The following is a 13,995-nucleotide window of genomic DNA, read 5'->3' as shown; positions in this document are numbered from 1 at the left end:
AGCCCTCGCGCACCCGGTCGCAGCTCAGCTGCGCGCGTCTTCGAGGTGCGGGGCGCCGTGGCTCAGCACCTTGACCACGAGGTTGTGCCGGGCGAGGGTGCGGATCGCGCGCGTGACCTCATCACGGTCACGGCCGAGCGCGTGTTCGTTGGCCACGACGAGCACATCGCCCGCGCGCAACGTGCCGAACAGGCGGCCGAGGCGCTGCTCCCAGGTCTCGGGGGCCTCTGCCGCAGGATGCTTGAAGTCGAGGATCGCGACGCCGAAGGCGGCGAGGTCGTTCCGCTGCTCGACGACCGAGGGCATGTCGTCGCGTGCGACGACCAGACCCACGAGACGGGCGCCCTCGGGCCGCGCCTTCCACCAGTCCTGGTTGCGCTGCAGCTCCTCGAAGCACTCGGGGCAGCCGAGGGCGTGGTGCCCCGGGCCGTGGGGTGCGGGTGCGGGCGCGCCATCCTGGGTCGACGAGGCCGCCGACTCATCCGTCGTCGCCTCTGCGTTCAGCTCTGCCATGCCGTGCCCCTTCGATCCAACCCCCATTGTCGCGCCGATCGCCGACGAGTGCGACCGCGAGCCTCAGCGCAAGCACGGATGCCGCGCAAGCGGGTCGGGCGTAACGTGCCGCGCATGAGCGACAACGTTCGCACCTACCTGTTCGTGCTCACCGACGCCGGCGGCACGGTTCCTCCCGAGATGGGAGTCGTGCGGCGACTCGCCGACCGCGGCCACCGCGTCACGGTGCTCGCGGACGATGCGTTGGAGGCACCGGCGCTCGCGGCCGGCGCGAGGTTCCGGCCGACGACGGGGCGGGTGACGAAGCCGTTCGACGACTGGGCGATCCGCACCCCGCCCGGCATCGCCCGCGGGATGGCCGAGCAGATGATCGTCGGCCCCGCGCCCGTGCAGGCCGACGACACGGTCGCGGCGATCGACGAACTCGGGCCCGACGTCGTCGTGGTCTCGTCGTTCGCCGTCGGCGCGATGATCGCGGCCGAGTCGCGCGGCGTGCCGTTCGACCTCTTGGTGCCGAACACCTACGCACTGCCCGCGAAGGGCATGCCGCCGTTCGGCGTCGGACTCAAGCCCGGACACGGGCCGATGGGGGCGCTCCGCGACCGGGCGTTCGGAGCGGCCGGCCGGCGCCTCTTCGATCGGTTCGCGCTCGAACCCCTCAACGCCGTGCGCACCGACCACGGCCTCGAGCCGGTCGAGACGATGTGGAACCAGATGCAGCACGCGCGACGCCAGCTCGTGCTCACCTCCGCAGCGTTCGACTTCCCTGCCGAGCTGCCGGCCAACGCCCGCTACGTCGGGCCGGTGCTCGACGACCCGAGCTGGGCTGCCGGCGAGCCGTGGACACCGCCGGCCGGCGACGACCCGCTCGTGCTCGTCGCGATGTCGTCGACGTTCCAGAACCACGTGGAGTGCCTGCAGCGCATCGCCGACGCACTCGGCGACCTGCCGGTGCGCGGGGTCGTGACCACCGGGCCGGCCGTCGAGCCGGGTGCGATCAGCGCTCCCGCGAACGTGACCGTCGTGGCATCCGCCCCGCATCGCGAGGTCATGCGGCACGCGAGCCTCGTCGTCACCCACGGCGGCCACGGCACGGTCATCAAGACGCTCGCCGCCGGGCTTCCGCTCGTCGTGCTGCACCACGGCCGCGACCAGGCCGACAACGCCGTACGGGTCACGGAGCGCGGCGCGGGGGTCGCGATCTCGCGTCGCTCCTCATCGCAGAAGATCAGCAGGGCGATCGCCCGGGTGCTCGGCGACGATCGATACCGGCAGGCCGCCGCGCGACTCGGCGAGCAAGTGGCGCGGGATGCCTCGGGCACGGCACTGCTCGACGAGCTCGAGAGCGCTCCACTCGTGCGCGGCGACACGCTCGGGTAGCGCCGCGGGAGCGGGCCGGCGCAGCGCGGGCTCAGATACCGCCGCGTTGCGAGCGGATCCATCGTCGGCGCTCGGCCAAGACGTCGTCGATGTCGTGCAGCCGCTCGAGCTCGACCTCCTCGATCGGGTGCCCGACCGCCTCGATGACGGCGCTGACACCACCGACGCGGCCGGCCGCACGCACCACGTCGCCGCCCGACCAGAGCTCGAAGGGCTCGGCCGCGCCGTCGACCATCAGCTCGACGACCGCGTCGGGCGTCGGCGACTCGTCGAAGAGCCCGGGCGGTTCGTGCGTGCGCACGAATTCCTCGATCGCGAGGCGTCCGGCCAGTATGCGCCTCGGCTCCTCGACGTCGGTGAGCACCCCGACGCGGGGCCTGACATCGGGGTCGTCGAAGTTCGCGCCGTCCCAGTCCGCAGGGAGGAACGCGAGCGAGCGGATGCCGCCGCCATCGCCCAACGCCCACTCGGAGAGGATCGTGCGTCCGCGCCATCCGCGAACCGTGAAGACCGGCCGCTCCGCGAACGTGCGTCGGATCTGGTCGTCGACATCGTCGACGACCGCCCAGAACTGCTCAGGAGTGAGCTCACCCGCGTAGTGCATGCCGTCACCCTTCCGCACGACGGGCCGCCCCACAAGTCCTCGACGACGAGCGCCCGGCGGAAGTGACCGGCGTGCTATCTAGGGCGCGGGAGCGTCGTCGACGATCACGTAGAGCTTGCGCACCGTCTCGTGCACGGTCCACACCCCGCGCCATCCGCTCGGCATCACCAGGGTGTCGCCGGCCTCGAGGGTGACGGGCGCCTCGCCTTCGACCTCGATCGAGACCCGCCCCGAGAGGATCTGGCAGATCTCCGTGTAGCCGTCGCGGGTCGCGGTGAAGCGGCCGGGAGTGCACTCCCAGTAGCCGACGTCGAGCCCGGCGCGACCCCAGAGCGAATCGGATGCCTCGAGCATGCCGTCGGTCACGGCGGTCGGCTTCGGCGAGCGCTCGCCGAGGTCGCGCTCGAGCGGGCGCAGCGCTGCGACGTGGTGCTGCTGGTTCATAGTCAGCGCCCCGCGACGAGGTCGGCGAGATGGGCGATCGGCGAGGTGGTCGCGCGGCCGCGCAGTTCGGCACGGTCGGCGGCGTGGTACGCGCCGTAGATGGCCTGCACGGCCAGCCAGCGGAGCGGCTCGATCTCCCACTTGCGGGCGCGGTGCCCGACCCACGGCAGGCGGGTGAGGTCCGTATCGCGGCCGAGCACGAGGTCTCGCAGGGTCCGCCCGGCGAGGTTCGTCGCGGTCACGCCGGTGCCGACGTAGCCGCCCGCCCAGCCGAGTCCGGTGGCGCGGTCATGGCCGACGGTGGCCGCCCAGTCGCGGGGAACGCCGAGCACTCCCGACCAGGCGTGGTCGATCGCGGCATCCGCTGCCATGGGGAAGAAGCGGGCCAGCAGCGCGCCCAGGCTCTCGATCGTGGCCTGCTGGGTGCGGCCGTCCTGGTCGACGCGCGAGCCGTAGCGATAGGGCACGCCGCGGCCTCCGAACGCGATGCGGTCGTCGGCGGTGCGCTGCGCGTACATGTAGACGTGCGCCATGTCTCCGAGCACCTCGCGGCCGTTCCAGCCGATCTCGTCCCACACGGATGCCGCGAGTGGCTCGGTCACGATGAGCGACGAGTTCATCGGCAGCCAGGTGCGGTGCTCGCCGCGCAGGTCGGGCGTGAAGCCCTCGGTCGCGCGCAGCACGTGGGCGGCGCGCACGGTGCCGTGGTCGGTGCGGGCCTCGCCGGGGCGGATCTCGGTGACCGTGGTGCCTTCGTAGATCGTCACGCCGAGTCGCTCGACCGCCGCAGCGAGGCCGAGGGCGAGCTTGGCGGGGTGGATGCGTGCGCAGTGCGGGTGCCAGGCGGCGCCGAGCAGGCCGGCGACGTTGACGCGAGTCTTCGCCTGCGCCGCATCGAGGAGCTGGACGTCGGTGGCGGGCCACGACTGCTCGGCCGCAACGTACGACTTCAGCCGGGCGAACTGGGCCGGCGTGTAGGCGACCTCGAGTTCGCCGCCCTTGTGCAGGTCGGCGTCGATGCCCTCGGCGGCGGCGATGGCGATGACCTCGTCGACGGTCTCGTTGAGCGCCACCTGCTGCGCGATCGCGGCGTCGCGCCCGTGGGTCTTCACGTACTGCTCGCGGCCGCCGGTGACCGAGTTGGTGAGCCATCCGCCGTTCCGGCCCGAAGCGCCGTACCCGGCGAAGCGCCGCTCGAGCAGGGCGACGCGCAGGTCGGGCTGGTCGCGCTTCAGGTAGTACGCGGTCCAGAGACCGGTGTAGCCGGCGCCGACGATCGCGACATCGACGTCGAGGTCGCCGGGCATGGCCGGGCGCGGGGTCGGCAGGCCGACCTGTTGCAGCCAGAACGAGACTCCGCCGTTCGCGGTCATGCGTGTTCCTCTCCGGTGAAGTTCGAGCACCCGAGATATCGGAGTGTTTTACAACAATGTTTTGAAACGTAGCGCCGAAGCTGGCAGGCTGTCAACAGCCGGCCATCACCAGCAGCCGACAGTTGCCAACGAGAGAGGGAGGGCCGATGCCGATCGACGTCGACACCGACGAACGCCTCGCCGACATCGCGCGCGCGACCGTCGAGGTCGCCCGCGAACGAGGCACCCGCGCGGTGACCCTGCGCGCCGTCGCCGATCGCCTCGGCCGCTCGACCGCCTACATCACGAACTTCGTGCCCTCGCGCGCCCACCTCATGGCGAACGCCCTCGATCACGCCCGCACGCAGTGGGACGCCGAGCGCCTCGAGCACCTGGGCGACCTCGTCGGCGTCGAGCGGCTCGCCGCCCTCGCCCGGTGGATGTGCACCTCCGACCCGGAAGAGAACGTGCTGCGCAGCCTCTGGATCGAGGTCATCGCCGACGTGCGCGGCGCGAACGAGCGCGCCTACCAGGTCGTGCGACGGGTGACGGATGCCACGTACGACAAGTTCCTCGCCGGCGCCGAGCACGTCGAGCGCGACGGGGCATCCGTCGATCTCGAACAGGCCGCGCACATCGCCGACATCCTCTACCTCTACTGCCGGGGCTACGAGGTCAAGGCCGTCGAGGACCCGGCGTCGTGGACGGATGCGCGCGTGCAGGCCTCGCTCGAGGTGCTGCTGCGCGCACTCGTGTTCGGCGCGAGGCACGACGCGACGGCGTAGTCGCCGAGCAGCCGGCCGCTCAGGACGCCAGCGCGGCCCCCGGGATCGCCGCCAGCAGCTCCCGTGTGTACGCGTCCTGCGGGTCGTCGAAGATCTGCTCTGGCGTGCCGCTCTCGACGATGCGACCGCGCTGCATCACGTGCACCTCATCGGAGATCATGCGCACGACCGCGAGGTCGTGGCTGATGAAGAGGTAGCTGAGACCGAGGCGGGCCTGGAGGCCCGCGAGCAGTTCGAGGATCTGCGCCTGCACGAGCACGTCGAGCGCCGAGACGGCCTCGTCGAGCACGACGAGCTCGGGCTCGAGCGCGAGGGCGCGGGCGATCGCGACGCGCTGGCGCTGGCCGCCCGAGAGCTCGTGCGGCAGGCGCGAGGCCATGGCCACCGGCAGGGCGACCTGCTCGAGCAGCTCGGCGACGCGCTTGCGGCGACTCGCGGCGTTGCCGATCCGATGCACCTTCAGCGGTTCGGCGATCGACTCCTCGACCGTGTAGCGCGGGTCGAGCGAGGCGTACGGGTTCTGGAAGACGGGCTGCACCCGGCGGCGGAACGCGAAGAGCTCGCGGCGCTTCAGCTTGGTCAGGTCGGTGCCGTCGAAGGCGATGCGACCCGAGGTGAGCTGCTCGAGCCCGAGCACGAGGTTCGCGGTCGTGGACTTGCCCGACCCCGACTCCCCCACGATCGAGACGGTCCTGCCGCGCGGGATCGTGAAGCTCACGCCGTCGACGGCGGTGAACGTCGCGGGCTCCCCCGCCTTCGGCGAGCGCAGGTGGAACTCCTTGCGCAGCTCGGTCACCTCGACGAGCGGACGCGTGTCGACGTCGCCGCCGCGGATGGGCAGCGGTTCGCGGCGCGAGGCGAGGCTCGGCGCGGCGGCGAGGAGCTGCTTCGTGTACTCGTGCTTCGGGTTCTCGAGCACCTCCTGCGAGGTGCCGGTCTCGACGATGCTGCCGCGGAACATCACGACGATGCGGTCGGCGCGCTCGGCGGCGAGCGCGAGGTCGTGGGTGATGAGGAACACCGCGGTGCCCATCTCGCCGGTCAGCTGGTCGAGCTGGTCGAGGATGCGGCGCTGCACCGTGACGTCGAGGGCCGAGGTCGGCTCGTCCGCGATGAGCAGGCGCGGCTGACACGCGAGCCCCATGGCGATGAGGGCGCGCTGGCGCATGCCACCCGAGAACTCGTGCGGGTACTGCCGCGAACGCTGCTCGGGGTCGGGGATGCCGACGAGCTCGAGCAGCTCGACCACCCGCGCGCGCACGGCCTCGCCGGTGCCGTAGCCGTGCACCTCGAGCGCCTCGCCGATCTGCTCGCCGACGCGCATGAGCGGGTTGAGGTTCGACATCGGGTCCTGCGGCACGAGGCCGATGCCAGCGCCGCGGAGCTTCACGAGCTCGTTCTCGCCGAGCTCGGTGATCTCCCGGCCCTCGAATCGGATGCTGCCCGCGGTGATGACGCCGTTCTCCGGCAGCAGCCGGTTGATCGCCGCGGCCGTGGTCGACTTTCCGGAGCCCGACTCGCCCACGATCGCGACGGTCTCGCCCGCTGCGACGTCGATCGAGACGTCGTCGACGGCGGTGACGAGTTCGCCGCCCGAGCGGAAGGCGATCGAGAGGCCGCTGATGCGGAGCACCGGTTCGTTCGTGGTCATGGTCGGGTTCACTCCTGTGTGCTGAGGGTCGAGGCGAGCGCATCCAGCACGCGCTGCCAGTGGAGGTCGGTGGGCGCCGGCTCGGCCGCGAGCAGGCGGTTGCTCGCGAAGGCCACGGCGATGCCGCGCCCGGGCACGAAGCCCACGGCGCAGCCGGTGAATCCGGGGTGCCAGAGGAGCGGCATCCGCTCGCCCCGCACGACGAGCTCTCGGCGCCGCCAGCCGAGCGCCTGCTCGGCATCGGGTCCCGCCGCACTGAAGTCGGCCGTGACCTCGGGGTCCCAGAGCTCGCGCCGTTCGTCGGCGCGGCTGAGCGTCGCCACGACATCGAGCACGTCGTCGATGGAGCCGAAGAGCCCCGCGTGCCCGGCGACGCCGCCGAAGGCGTGGAAGCAGTTGCCGTCGTTGGCCTCGCCATTGACGGGCGCGGTGCGCCAGGCGAATCCCGCATCGCTCCATGCGACGGGGTACGGATGCCCCGTGGCGACCATCCGGCGTTCGGCCTCGTCGCCGTGCGAACTCGTGGCCGCCTCGCCCGCGACCGGCCCGTAGCCGAGCGAACGGAGGCCGAGCGGGCGCGCGACGAGGTCGCGCACAGCGGCGTCGAGCGACAGGCCCGCGACAGCCTCGACGACCCGGCCGAGGTGCATGAACCCGAGGTCGGAGTAGTGCCGTTCGCTGCGCAGGGCGTAGCGGAGCGGGAGCGCGTCGATCGTCGCGAGGGGGTCGTCGCCGGGCGCGAGGTACAGCGGCTGCCACTCCTGGAGTCCGGCGCGGTGCTGGAGGAGGTCGCGGACGCTCGTCTCGGCGTGACCGCCGAATGGCGGCACGAATCGCGTGACGAGGTCGTCGACGTCGAGCTCGCCCATCGAGGCGAGGCGGTGCAGCGCTGTGGTCGTGCCGACGACCTTGCTCACCGAGGCGAGGTCGTGCAGGGTGCCGCGGCGCATCGGCACCGGGGCGGGATGCTCCGGCGCAGCGAGACCAGCGGCGGCGACCTGCCGCTCGCCGTCCAGGTCGATGCCGATCACGCAGCCGGCGGGCGAGCCGGCGGGCGAGCCGGCGCTCGGCGCGATCATCGCCGCGGCAGCAGCGCCGAGCAGGGTCTCGGGCGCGCTCATGAGGCCGCCTCGTGCGCGCTGAGTCCGGCGAGCCGGATCATGCCGGCCTCCGTCCACCACGGCGGAGGCGGAGCTCCGGCTCGCCGAACTCGGCCTGCGTGCGCGCTCCCCCGTCGGGCAGCCAGCCGCGGCCCCGGTAGAACGCGATCGACGGCGCGTTCGCGGCGAAGACCCACAGCGCGACCGATGCCGCGCCGCGCTCGCTGAGCGAGTCGTAGGCGGCGTCGAGCAGGCGCGTGCCGAGGCCGAGACCGCGGGCATCGGGCGAGACGTAGAGCGAATGCACCGCACCGCCGTCGCCCTCGGGCGCGAAGCGGGTGACCCCCTGCACGAGGCCGTCGTGCTCGGCGACGAACACCGTGCCCTCGGTCGAGGCCAGCACCCGTCGCCAGAGCGCCTGCGCACGGTCATCCGTCATCGCCTCGATCGCGACGGCCGGCAGCACGCCGACGTAGCTCTCTCGCCAGCAGGCGAGGAAGACGGCGACGATCGCGTCGCGGTCGTCGCTCGTCGCGGGGCGAAGCGTCACGGACATCGTTCAGCGACCCGCCTCGAGCACCAGCGAACGCAGGCCGTCGACCGGCTGCGGCAGCACGAGCGGGCCGTCACCGGGCGTGATGGTGCCGAGGATGCGCGGCGCGCTAGCCCCGGTGCCGCCCGGAACCGTCGCCGGGATGCCGTGCAGGGTGCACCAGCCGATGAGCGCGAAGGCGATGGCCTCCTTGCTGTCGGCCGGCGCGCCGAGCTCGTCGGCGAGCACGACCTCGACCTCGGGCAGCGCGGCGCGGAGCCCGTCGAGGATCAGCGGATTGCGGCATCCGCCGCCCGAGGCCGCGAGGAAGCCGATGCCCGCCGCCCGCACGTCGCGGGCGACCGTCTGCACCGTGAGCTCGGTGAGCGTGCGCACGAGATCGTCGACCTCGATCGAACGACCGAGGCGGGCCTCGGCGTCGCGCACATAGGCGAGGTGGAAGTGCTCCTTGCCCGTGCTCTTCGGCGCCGTCAGCGCGTAGTACGGGTCGGCGAGCAGCAACGCCAGGAGTTCCTCGTCGACGGTGCCGGTCGACGCGATGCGGGCGTCGTCGTCGTAGCCGAGGTCGTTCAGGCCCTCGTCGACGACGACGGCGTCGACGAGCGCGTTCGACGGTCCGATGTCGTAGGCGACGAGCGCGTCCTCGCCGACGACGGTCATGTTCGAGATGCCGCCGAGGTTCAGCGCGGCCGAGACGCCCGAGCGGTCGCGCAGCAGCAGTTCGTCGAGGAAGGAGACGAGCGGAGCGCCGTGGCCGCCGGCGACGATGTCGCGGATGCGCACGTCGGAGACCACCGGAACGCCGAGCAGCTCGGCGATCCACGCGGGCTGGCCGATCTGGAGCGTGCCGAGCGCGTGCGCGCCGTCGACCCAGTGGTAGACGGTCTGGCCGTGCGAGGTGACCGCGTCGACCCCGCCGACCGCGTCGCGCGCGGCGAGCGCGGCGTCGGCGAAGGCCTGGCCGATCAGCGTGTCGAGCTCGCAGATCTCGGCGAGCGTCGTCGGCGCGGGAGGCAGGGCGGCGATCAGCCGCTCGCGCAGGGCCGGCGCGTAGGGGGTGGTGGCGTCGTGGAGCACGCGCCCCGAGAGCACGCCGTCGCGTTCGGTGAACTCGACGACGGCGACGTCGATGCCGTCGTGCGAGGTGCCGGAGATCATGCCGAGAACGCGCATCATGCACCTTCCATCGCGGGTCGGAGCCTGCCGCCCGCGACCGCCAGGCGCGCCTCGGCCTCGGCCTGCGAGAGGCCGCGGGCGAGCACCAGCACCGAGGTCTTCACGTCGTAGTCGTTGCCCTCGAGCGTGGCCTCGGCCTCATCGCGCGGCACCCCGGCGATCTCGGCCACCATGCGCACCGCACGGTCGCGGAGCTTGTGGTTCGTCGGCTTCAGGTCGACCATGAAACTGCCGTAGGTCTTGCCCTGCTGCACCATCACGATCGTCGAGAACATGTTGAGCACGAGCTTCTGCGCCGTGCCGGCCTTCAGCCGCGTCGAGCCCGTCAGCACCTCGGGGCCGACCGCCACCTCGATCGGGAACTCGGCGGCCGCGCTCAGCGCCGTGTCGACGTTGCACGAGAGGCCGACCGTGAGGGCGCCGAGCGCACGAGCGCGCTCGATGGCCGCGATCACGTAGGGCGTGCGGCCGCTCGAGGCGATGCCGATGACCGTGTCGAGCGGTCCGATCCCCGCCTCGTCGATCGCGGCGGAGCCGGCGTCGGCGTCGTCTTCAGCGCCCTCGGTGGGGGTGACGATGGCGGAGGCGCCGCCGGCCATGATCGCGAAGACCAGCTCGGGCGGCGTGCTGAACGTGGGCGGGCACTCCGAGGCGTCGACCACGGCGATGCGGCCGGGCGTGCCGGCACCGACGTAGACGAGGCGCCCGCCTCGCGACATCCGCTCGCTCGCGGCCTCGATCGCCGGAACGATCTGCGGCAGGGCGCGGCTGACGGCGCCGGGCACGGTGGCGTCGGCCTCGTTCATGGCCGCGGCGATCTCCGCGACGCTCATGCGGTCGAGCTCCGCGTAGCGCGGGTTGCTCGCCTCGGTGGCGAGGTTCGCCAGGTCGTCGTCGAGCGTGCTCATTTCTTTCCTCTGTTTCTGGGGTCGAGTGCGTCGCGCAGACCGTCTCCGAGGAGGTTGAGTCCAACGACGAGGAGGACGACGACCGCGCCGGGCGCGATCATGGTCCACGGCGCGATGCCGATGAGGGTGCGCGCCTCGAAGATCATGGAGCCGAGCGACGGGGCCGGCGGCGGGGTGCCGAGGCCGAGGAAGCTCAGCGAGGCCTCGGTCAGCACGGCCCACGAGAGCGAGAGCGTGACCTGCACGATGATGATCGAGGTGATGTTCGGCAGCACATGGCGGAACATCACCATCGAGCGGCTCTGGCCTGTGCTCGTCGCGGCCTTCACGTACTCGATCTCGCGGAGCGAGAGCACCGGCCCGCGGGTCACGCGGATGAAGATCGGCACGTAGACGATCGCGATGGCCACGGCGATCGTGAACCAGTTGCGGTCGAAGACCGAGGCGAGCGACAGCGCGAGGAGCAGCGGCGGGAAGGCGAACAACACGTTCGTCACGCCCGAGATCACCCCGTCGGAGACGCCGCGGTAGAACCCGGCGACGAGACCGCAGAAGGTGCCGACGAGCGTGGCGAACGCCACCGCGACGAGCGAGATGAGCGCCGAGTTGGCGACGCCCGCTGCGACGCGCGAGAAGACGTCGCGGCCGAACTGGTCGGTGCCGAACCAGTGCTCGGCCGACGGCGGCTGCAGTCGGGCCGGCGGGTCCTGCGCGATCGGGTCGTAGGGCAGCAGGCCGAACGCCGAGAGCAGGCTGAGCACGCCCAGCACGATGACGATGATGAGGCCGACGAGGCCGCTCCGGCTGCGGAGCAGGAGGCGAACGCGCTCCATGGTCCGCCCGCCGCCGGGAGCGAGGGTCGCGGTCTGGGTGATGTCGGTCATGCGGCACGCACCCTCGGGTCGATCATGCGGTAGAGCACATCGGTCAGCAGGTTCACGATCACGAACGAGAGCGCGATGATCAGCACGGTGCTCTGCACGAGTGCGTACTCCTTCTGCTGGATGCCGAGCAGCACCTGGCGGCCGATGCCCGGCAGCGAGAAGATCTGCTCGACCACCACGGCGCCGCCGAGCAGGTAGCCGAACTGCAGGCCCGTCATCGTGACGATCGGCACGAGTGCGTTGCCGAGCACGTGCTTGGCCTGGAGACGGCGAGGCGGAACGCCCTTCGCCTTCGCCGTGCGGATGAAGTCGTTCGAGCGGATCTCGAGCACGGCGGTGCGCGTGGTGCGCATGATGGGGGCCGCGATGCCGAAGCCGAGCACGATCGAGGGCAGCAGCATCTGCTGCAGGTTCAGCCAGGGGTTGTCGACGAAGTACGCGTAGCCCTCGCCGTTGGGGTTGTACCCGAAGCTCGAGGCGAGCACGGCGAGCAGCGTCGTCGCGAGCAGGAACGCGGGGATCGAGAGACCGGCGAGGCCGACGACCTGTCCGAAGGCGTCACGGGGAGAGTCGGGCCGCGATGCCGAGAGCATGCCGAGCGGGATGCCGATGAGCAGCGCGAGCACGATCGAGAAGATCGCCAGCTCGATCGTGACGGGCAGCGACTGCGCCGTCAGTTCGAGCACGCTCTGCTGCGCACGGGCCGAGAAGCCGAGATTGCCGGTGAAGATGTTGCCGAGCCAGCTGAAGAACTGCGCGATGAGCGGCTGGTCGAGACCGTAGTACGCCTCGAGCTGCTGTTGCTGTGCGGGCGTGAGGGCCGCGGCCTCGGTGCCGAGGCCGGCCGTGATCTGGTTGCCGGGGATCGCCCGCAACATGATGAAGACGAACACGGCCACGCCGAGCAGCGTCGCCAGTGCGGCGAGGATGCGCCGGAGCACCGGGTTCCTGAAGAGTCGTCGAAGCATGGTCTTCCGTGGGTTGTGCCGAACGGCGCGGCGCATGTGTGGGGACGCCGCGCCGTTCGGGGTCTTAGTTGACCGTCGTGGTGCGGAGGTACTGCAGCGAACCGTTGGCCATGGGCGTGAAGCCCTGCACCTCGGACGAGGCCGCGGTGTAGGAGTAACTCGTGAAGAGCCAGATCCACGCGGCGTTGTCTTCGAGGTTCTCCGAGATCTGCGCGTAGATGTCCTTGCGCTCATCGGGGTCGGAGCTCTGCTTGCCCTCGGCGAACAGCGCGTCGAGCTCGGGCGAGCTGTACCCGGCGACCTGGTTCAGGTTGCCCGTGCTCGTGAAGTAGCGGCCGTACATGCCGTCGGGGTCGGGGCGTCCGCCGTTCAGGGCGACGGCCGCGTCGAAGTCGGCGGCGATCCAGCGGTCGACGAAGGCGCCCGACTCGAGCACCTCGAGTTCGAGGGTGATGTTCGCCTCGGCCAGCTGGGCCTTGAGGTTCTGCGCCTCGTTGACGCTCGTCGCGTACTCGCCCTGCGAGACGATCGTCTTGATCGTCACGCCGTCGGACTTGCCGGCCTTGTCGAGGTACTTCGCGGCCTCGTCGAGGTCGCGCTCGGGGCAGGGGCGGGCGTCGGGGTCGGAGCGGTACGCCGGCGACGTGATCGGGCCGGTCACCTCGCCCTCGCCGAGGGCGGCGGTGTCGAGCACCTCCTGGCGGTCGACGGCGCACTGGATCGCGAGACGCACGTTGACGTCGGCGAGGTCGCCGCGACGGGCGTTCAGCTGCAGCGCGTGGTAGCTCAGCTGGGGCGTCTTCTCGACGGTGACCGTGCCGCTCTCGGCGGTCTGCGCGACGAGCGGGTCGTCGAAGACCGCGAGCTGCACGTTGCCCGACTGCATGGCCGAGACGATCGAGGACTCGTCGGGGATGACGCGGAACTCGACGGTGTCGAGCTTCGCGGCGTCGCCCCAGTAGGCGTCGTTCTTGGCGAGCGTCAGCGACTGGCTGGCCTTGCGGTCCTCGAGCACGAACGGCCCCGTGCCGTTCGGCGTGGTGTTCAGCTCGGCCTCGGTGTCGTCGGAGGAGAGCATCGCCATGTTGATGACGGCGAGGTTCGCCGGCAGGGCGGCATCGGGCGCGCTCAACGTCAGCACGACGGTCTGCTCGTCGGGCGTCTCGATGCCGGCGACCGACGCGAGCGAGGTGCTCGCGACGGCTGCGGTGGCTTCGGCCGCGATGGCCTCGAGCGAGAACTTCACGTCTTCGGAGCCGAAGGTGGAGCCGTCGGCGAAGGTGACGCCCTCGCGCAGCTTGAAGGTCACGGTGAGGCCGTCCTCCGACGCCTCCCACGACTCGGCGAGGCCGGGCACGACGTTGAGGTCGGCGTCGAACTCGGTCAGCGTGCCGTACAGGTTCTGCAGCACGTTGACGGCCTGGAACTGCGTGGCCTTCCAGGGGAACAGCGTGTCGGGGTCGCTCGTGACGCCGACGACGAGCGAGCCGCCTGCCGCACCTGCTTCAGTGGGCGCGGGCTTCGCCGAGCTGCAGCCGGTGATCGTCAGAGCGACGGCCGCTGCCAGGCCGACCGCTGCGAGGGCGCCGCGTGCACCGCGGTTGCCTCCGTTCATGGGGAACTCCTCAGGGCTAGGTGCTGCCTCGTCCGGGTGGTACTGCGCTGTGGGCGCCGGGT

The 13,995-nt window shown here is 71.5% G+C and carries 14 protein-coding genes; 2 read left to right on the top strand and 12 right to left on the bottom strand.

Going from position 1 to position 13,995, the window contains the following annotated elements; translation table 11 throughout:
• Positions 1 to 24 precede the first annotated feature (24 nt).
• Positions 25 to 513 carry a recombinase family protein gene (locus BJY17_RS16210; protein WP_179552276.1) on the bottom strand — a complete coding sequence of 163 codons (489 nt, stop codon included), beginning with the start codon at positions 511 to 513 and terminating at the stop codon, positions 25 to 27.
• Positions 514 to 627: 114 nt separating this feature from the next.
• Here BJY17_RS16210 and BJY17_RS16205 point away from each other — a divergent pair, with 114 nt between their 5' ends.
• Complete coding sequence (locus tag BJY17_RS16205; RefSeq protein ID WP_179552275.1) at positions 628 to 1,893, top strand: glycosyltransferase; 1,266 nt, start codon at positions 628 to 630, stop codon at positions 1,891 to 1,893.
• Between the two features lie 31 nt (positions 1,894 to 1,924).
• Here the strand turns inward: BJY17_RS16205 and BJY17_RS16200 are convergent, their stop codons facing one another.
• From BJY17_RS16200 to BJY17_RS16190, 3 genes are all read right to left on the bottom strand, one after another.
• Positions 1,925 to 2,497 (bottom strand): hypothetical protein, encoded by a 573-nt coding sequence (locus tag BJY17_RS16200; RefSeq protein ID WP_179552274.1) that lies wholly within the window; start codon positions 2,495 to 2,497, stop codon positions 1,925 to 1,927.
• 78 nt (positions 2,498 to 2,575) lie between these two features.
• On the bottom strand, positions 2,576 to 2,941 hold the full coding sequence (locus BJY17_RS16195; protein WP_179552273.1) for a cupin domain-containing protein: 366 nt from the start codon (positions 2,939 to 2,941) through the stop codon (positions 2,576 to 2,578).
• Between the two features lie 2 nt (positions 2,942 to 2,943).
• Positions 2,944 to 4,314: an NAD(P)/FAD-dependent oxidoreductase gene (locus tag BJY17_RS16190; protein WP_179552272.1), complete on the bottom strand. Its 1,371-nt coding sequence runs from the start codon at positions 4,312 to 4,314 to the stop codon at positions 2,944 to 2,946.
• A 146-nt stretch (positions 4,315 to 4,460) separates the two neighbouring features.
• On the opposite strand from BJY17_RS16190, the gene BJY17_RS16185 reads away from it, so the two are divergent.
• Positions 4,461 to 5,078 carry a TetR/AcrR family transcriptional regulator gene (locus BJY17_RS16185; protein WP_179552271.1) on the top strand — a complete coding sequence of 206 codons (618 nt, stop codon included), beginning with the start codon at positions 4,461 to 4,463 and terminating at the stop codon, positions 5,076 to 5,078.
• A 19-nt stretch (positions 5,079 to 5,097) separates the two neighbouring features.
• On the opposite strand, the gene BJY17_RS16180 is transcribed toward BJY17_RS16185, so the two are convergent.
• From BJY17_RS16180 to BJY17_RS16145, 8 genes are all read right to left on the bottom strand, one after another.
• Positions 5,098 to 6,729 (bottom strand): ABC transporter ATP-binding protein, encoded by a 1,632-nt coding sequence (locus tag BJY17_RS16180; protein ID WP_179552270.1) that lies wholly within the window; start codon positions 6,727 to 6,729, stop codon positions 5,098 to 5,100.
• An 8-nt stretch (positions 6,730 to 6,737) separates the two neighbouring features.
• Entirely contained in the window at positions 6,738 to 7,850 is a 1,113-nt protein-coding gene (locus tag BJY17_RS16175; RefSeq protein ID WP_179552269.1) for a serine hydrolase domain-containing protein, read from the bottom strand.
• Between the two features lie 37 nt (positions 7,851 to 7,887).
• On the bottom strand, positions 7,888 to 8,379 hold the full coding sequence (locus BJY17_RS16170; RefSeq protein WP_179552268.1) for a GNAT family N-acetyltransferase: 492 nt from the start codon (positions 8,377 to 8,379) through the stop codon (positions 7,888 to 7,890).
• Between the two features lie 9 nt (positions 8,380 to 8,388).
• Positions 8,389 to 9,558, bottom strand: coding sequence for an anhydro-N-acetylmuramic acid kinase (locus BJY17_RS16165; RefSeq protein ID WP_246303748.1), 1,170 nt, complete (start codon positions 9,556 to 9,558; stop codon positions 8,389 to 8,391).
• The gene (gene murQ / locus BJY17_RS16160; RefSeq protein WP_179552267.1) at positions 9,555 to 10,466 is read right to left on the bottom strand and encodes an N-acetylmuramic acid 6-phosphate etherase; all 912 of its coding nucleotides are present in this window, start codon (positions 10,464 to 10,466) and stop codon (positions 9,555 to 9,557) included. The genes BJY17_RS16165 and murQ overlap by 4 nt, the downstream gene beginning before the upstream one ends.
• Positions 10,463 to 11,350, bottom strand: coding sequence for an ABC transporter permease (locus BJY17_RS16155; RefSeq protein ID WP_082600957.1), 888 nt, complete (start codon positions 11,348 to 11,350; stop codon positions 10,463 to 10,465). Before BJY17_RS16155 ends, murQ begins: the two co-directional genes overlap by 4 nt.
• Positions 11,347 to 12,318 (bottom strand): ABC transporter permease, encoded by a 972-nt coding sequence (locus BJY17_RS16150; RefSeq protein ID WP_074261855.1) that lies wholly within the window; start codon positions 12,316 to 12,318, stop codon positions 11,347 to 11,349. Before BJY17_RS16150 ends, BJY17_RS16155 begins: the two co-directional genes overlap by 4 nt.
• A 64-nt stretch (positions 12,319 to 12,382) precedes the next feature.
• Positions 12,383 to 13,933 (bottom strand): ABC transporter substrate-binding protein, encoded by a 1,551-nt coding sequence (locus BJY17_RS16145; RefSeq protein ID WP_179552266.1) that lies wholly within the window; start codon positions 13,931 to 13,933, stop codon positions 12,383 to 12,385.
• Positions 13,934 to 13,995 lie beyond the last annotated feature (62 nt).

This window comes from Agromyces hippuratus (genome assembly GCF_013410355.1).
GTDB lineage: Bacteria > Actinomycetota > Actinomycetes > Actinomycetales > Microbacteriaceae > Agromyces > Agromyces hippuratus.
The sequence above is the reverse complement of the archived record's forward strand: the minus strand, read 5'-3'. Positions and strand labels throughout refer to the sequence as shown.

Bases quoted from the DNA above. Each gene is read 5' to 3' on its own strand.
- BJY17_RS16210 (WP_179552276.1), bottom strand. From the start codon at position 513: ATGGCAGAGCTGAACGCAGAGGCGACGACGGATGAGTCGGCGGCCTCG.
- BJY17_RS16205 (WP_179552275.1), top strand. From the start codon at position 628: ATGAGCGACAACGTTCGCACCTACCTGTTCGTGCTCACCGACGCCGGC.
- BJY17_RS16200 (WP_179552274.1), bottom strand. From the start codon at position 2,497: ATGCACTACGCGGGTGAGCTCACTCCTGAGCAGTTCTGGGCGGTCGTC.
- BJY17_RS16195 (WP_179552273.1), bottom strand. From the start codon at position 2,941: ATGAACCAGCAGCACCACGTCGCAGCGCTGCGCCCGCTCGAGCGCGAC.
- BJY17_RS16190 (WP_179552272.1), bottom strand. From the start codon at position 4,314: ATGACCGCGAACGGCGGAGTCTCGTTCTGGCTGCAACAGGTCGGCCTG.
- BJY17_RS16185 (WP_179552271.1), top strand. From the start codon at position 4,461: ATGCCGATCGACGTCGACACCGACGAACGCCTCGCCGACATCGCGCGC.
- BJY17_RS16180 (WP_179552270.1), bottom strand. From the start codon at position 6,729: ATGACCACGAACGAACCGGTGCTCCGCATCAGCGGCCTCTCGATCGCC.
- BJY17_RS16175 (WP_179552269.1), bottom strand. From the start codon at position 7,850: ATGAGCGCGCCCGAGACCCTGCTCGGCGCTGCTGCCGCGGCGATGATC.
- BJY17_RS16165 (WP_246303748.1), bottom strand. From the start codon at position 9,558: ATGATGCGCGTTCTCGGCATGATCTCCGGCACCTCGCACGACGGCATC.
- murQ (WP_179552267.1), bottom strand. From the start codon at position 10,466: ATGAGCACGCTCGACGACGACCTGGCGAACCTCGCCACCGAGGCGAGC.
- BJY17_RS16155 (WP_082600957.1), bottom strand. From the start codon at position 11,350: ATGACCGACATCACCCAGACCGCGACCCTCGCTCCCGGCGGCGGGCGG.
- BJY17_RS16150 (WP_074261855.1), bottom strand. From the start codon at position 12,318: ATGCTTCGACGACTCTTCAGGAACCCGGTGCTCCGGCGCATCCTCGCC.
- BJY17_RS16145 (WP_179552266.1), bottom strand. From the start codon at position 13,933: ATGAACGGAGGCAACCGCGGTGCACGCGGCGCCCTCGCAGCGGTCGGC.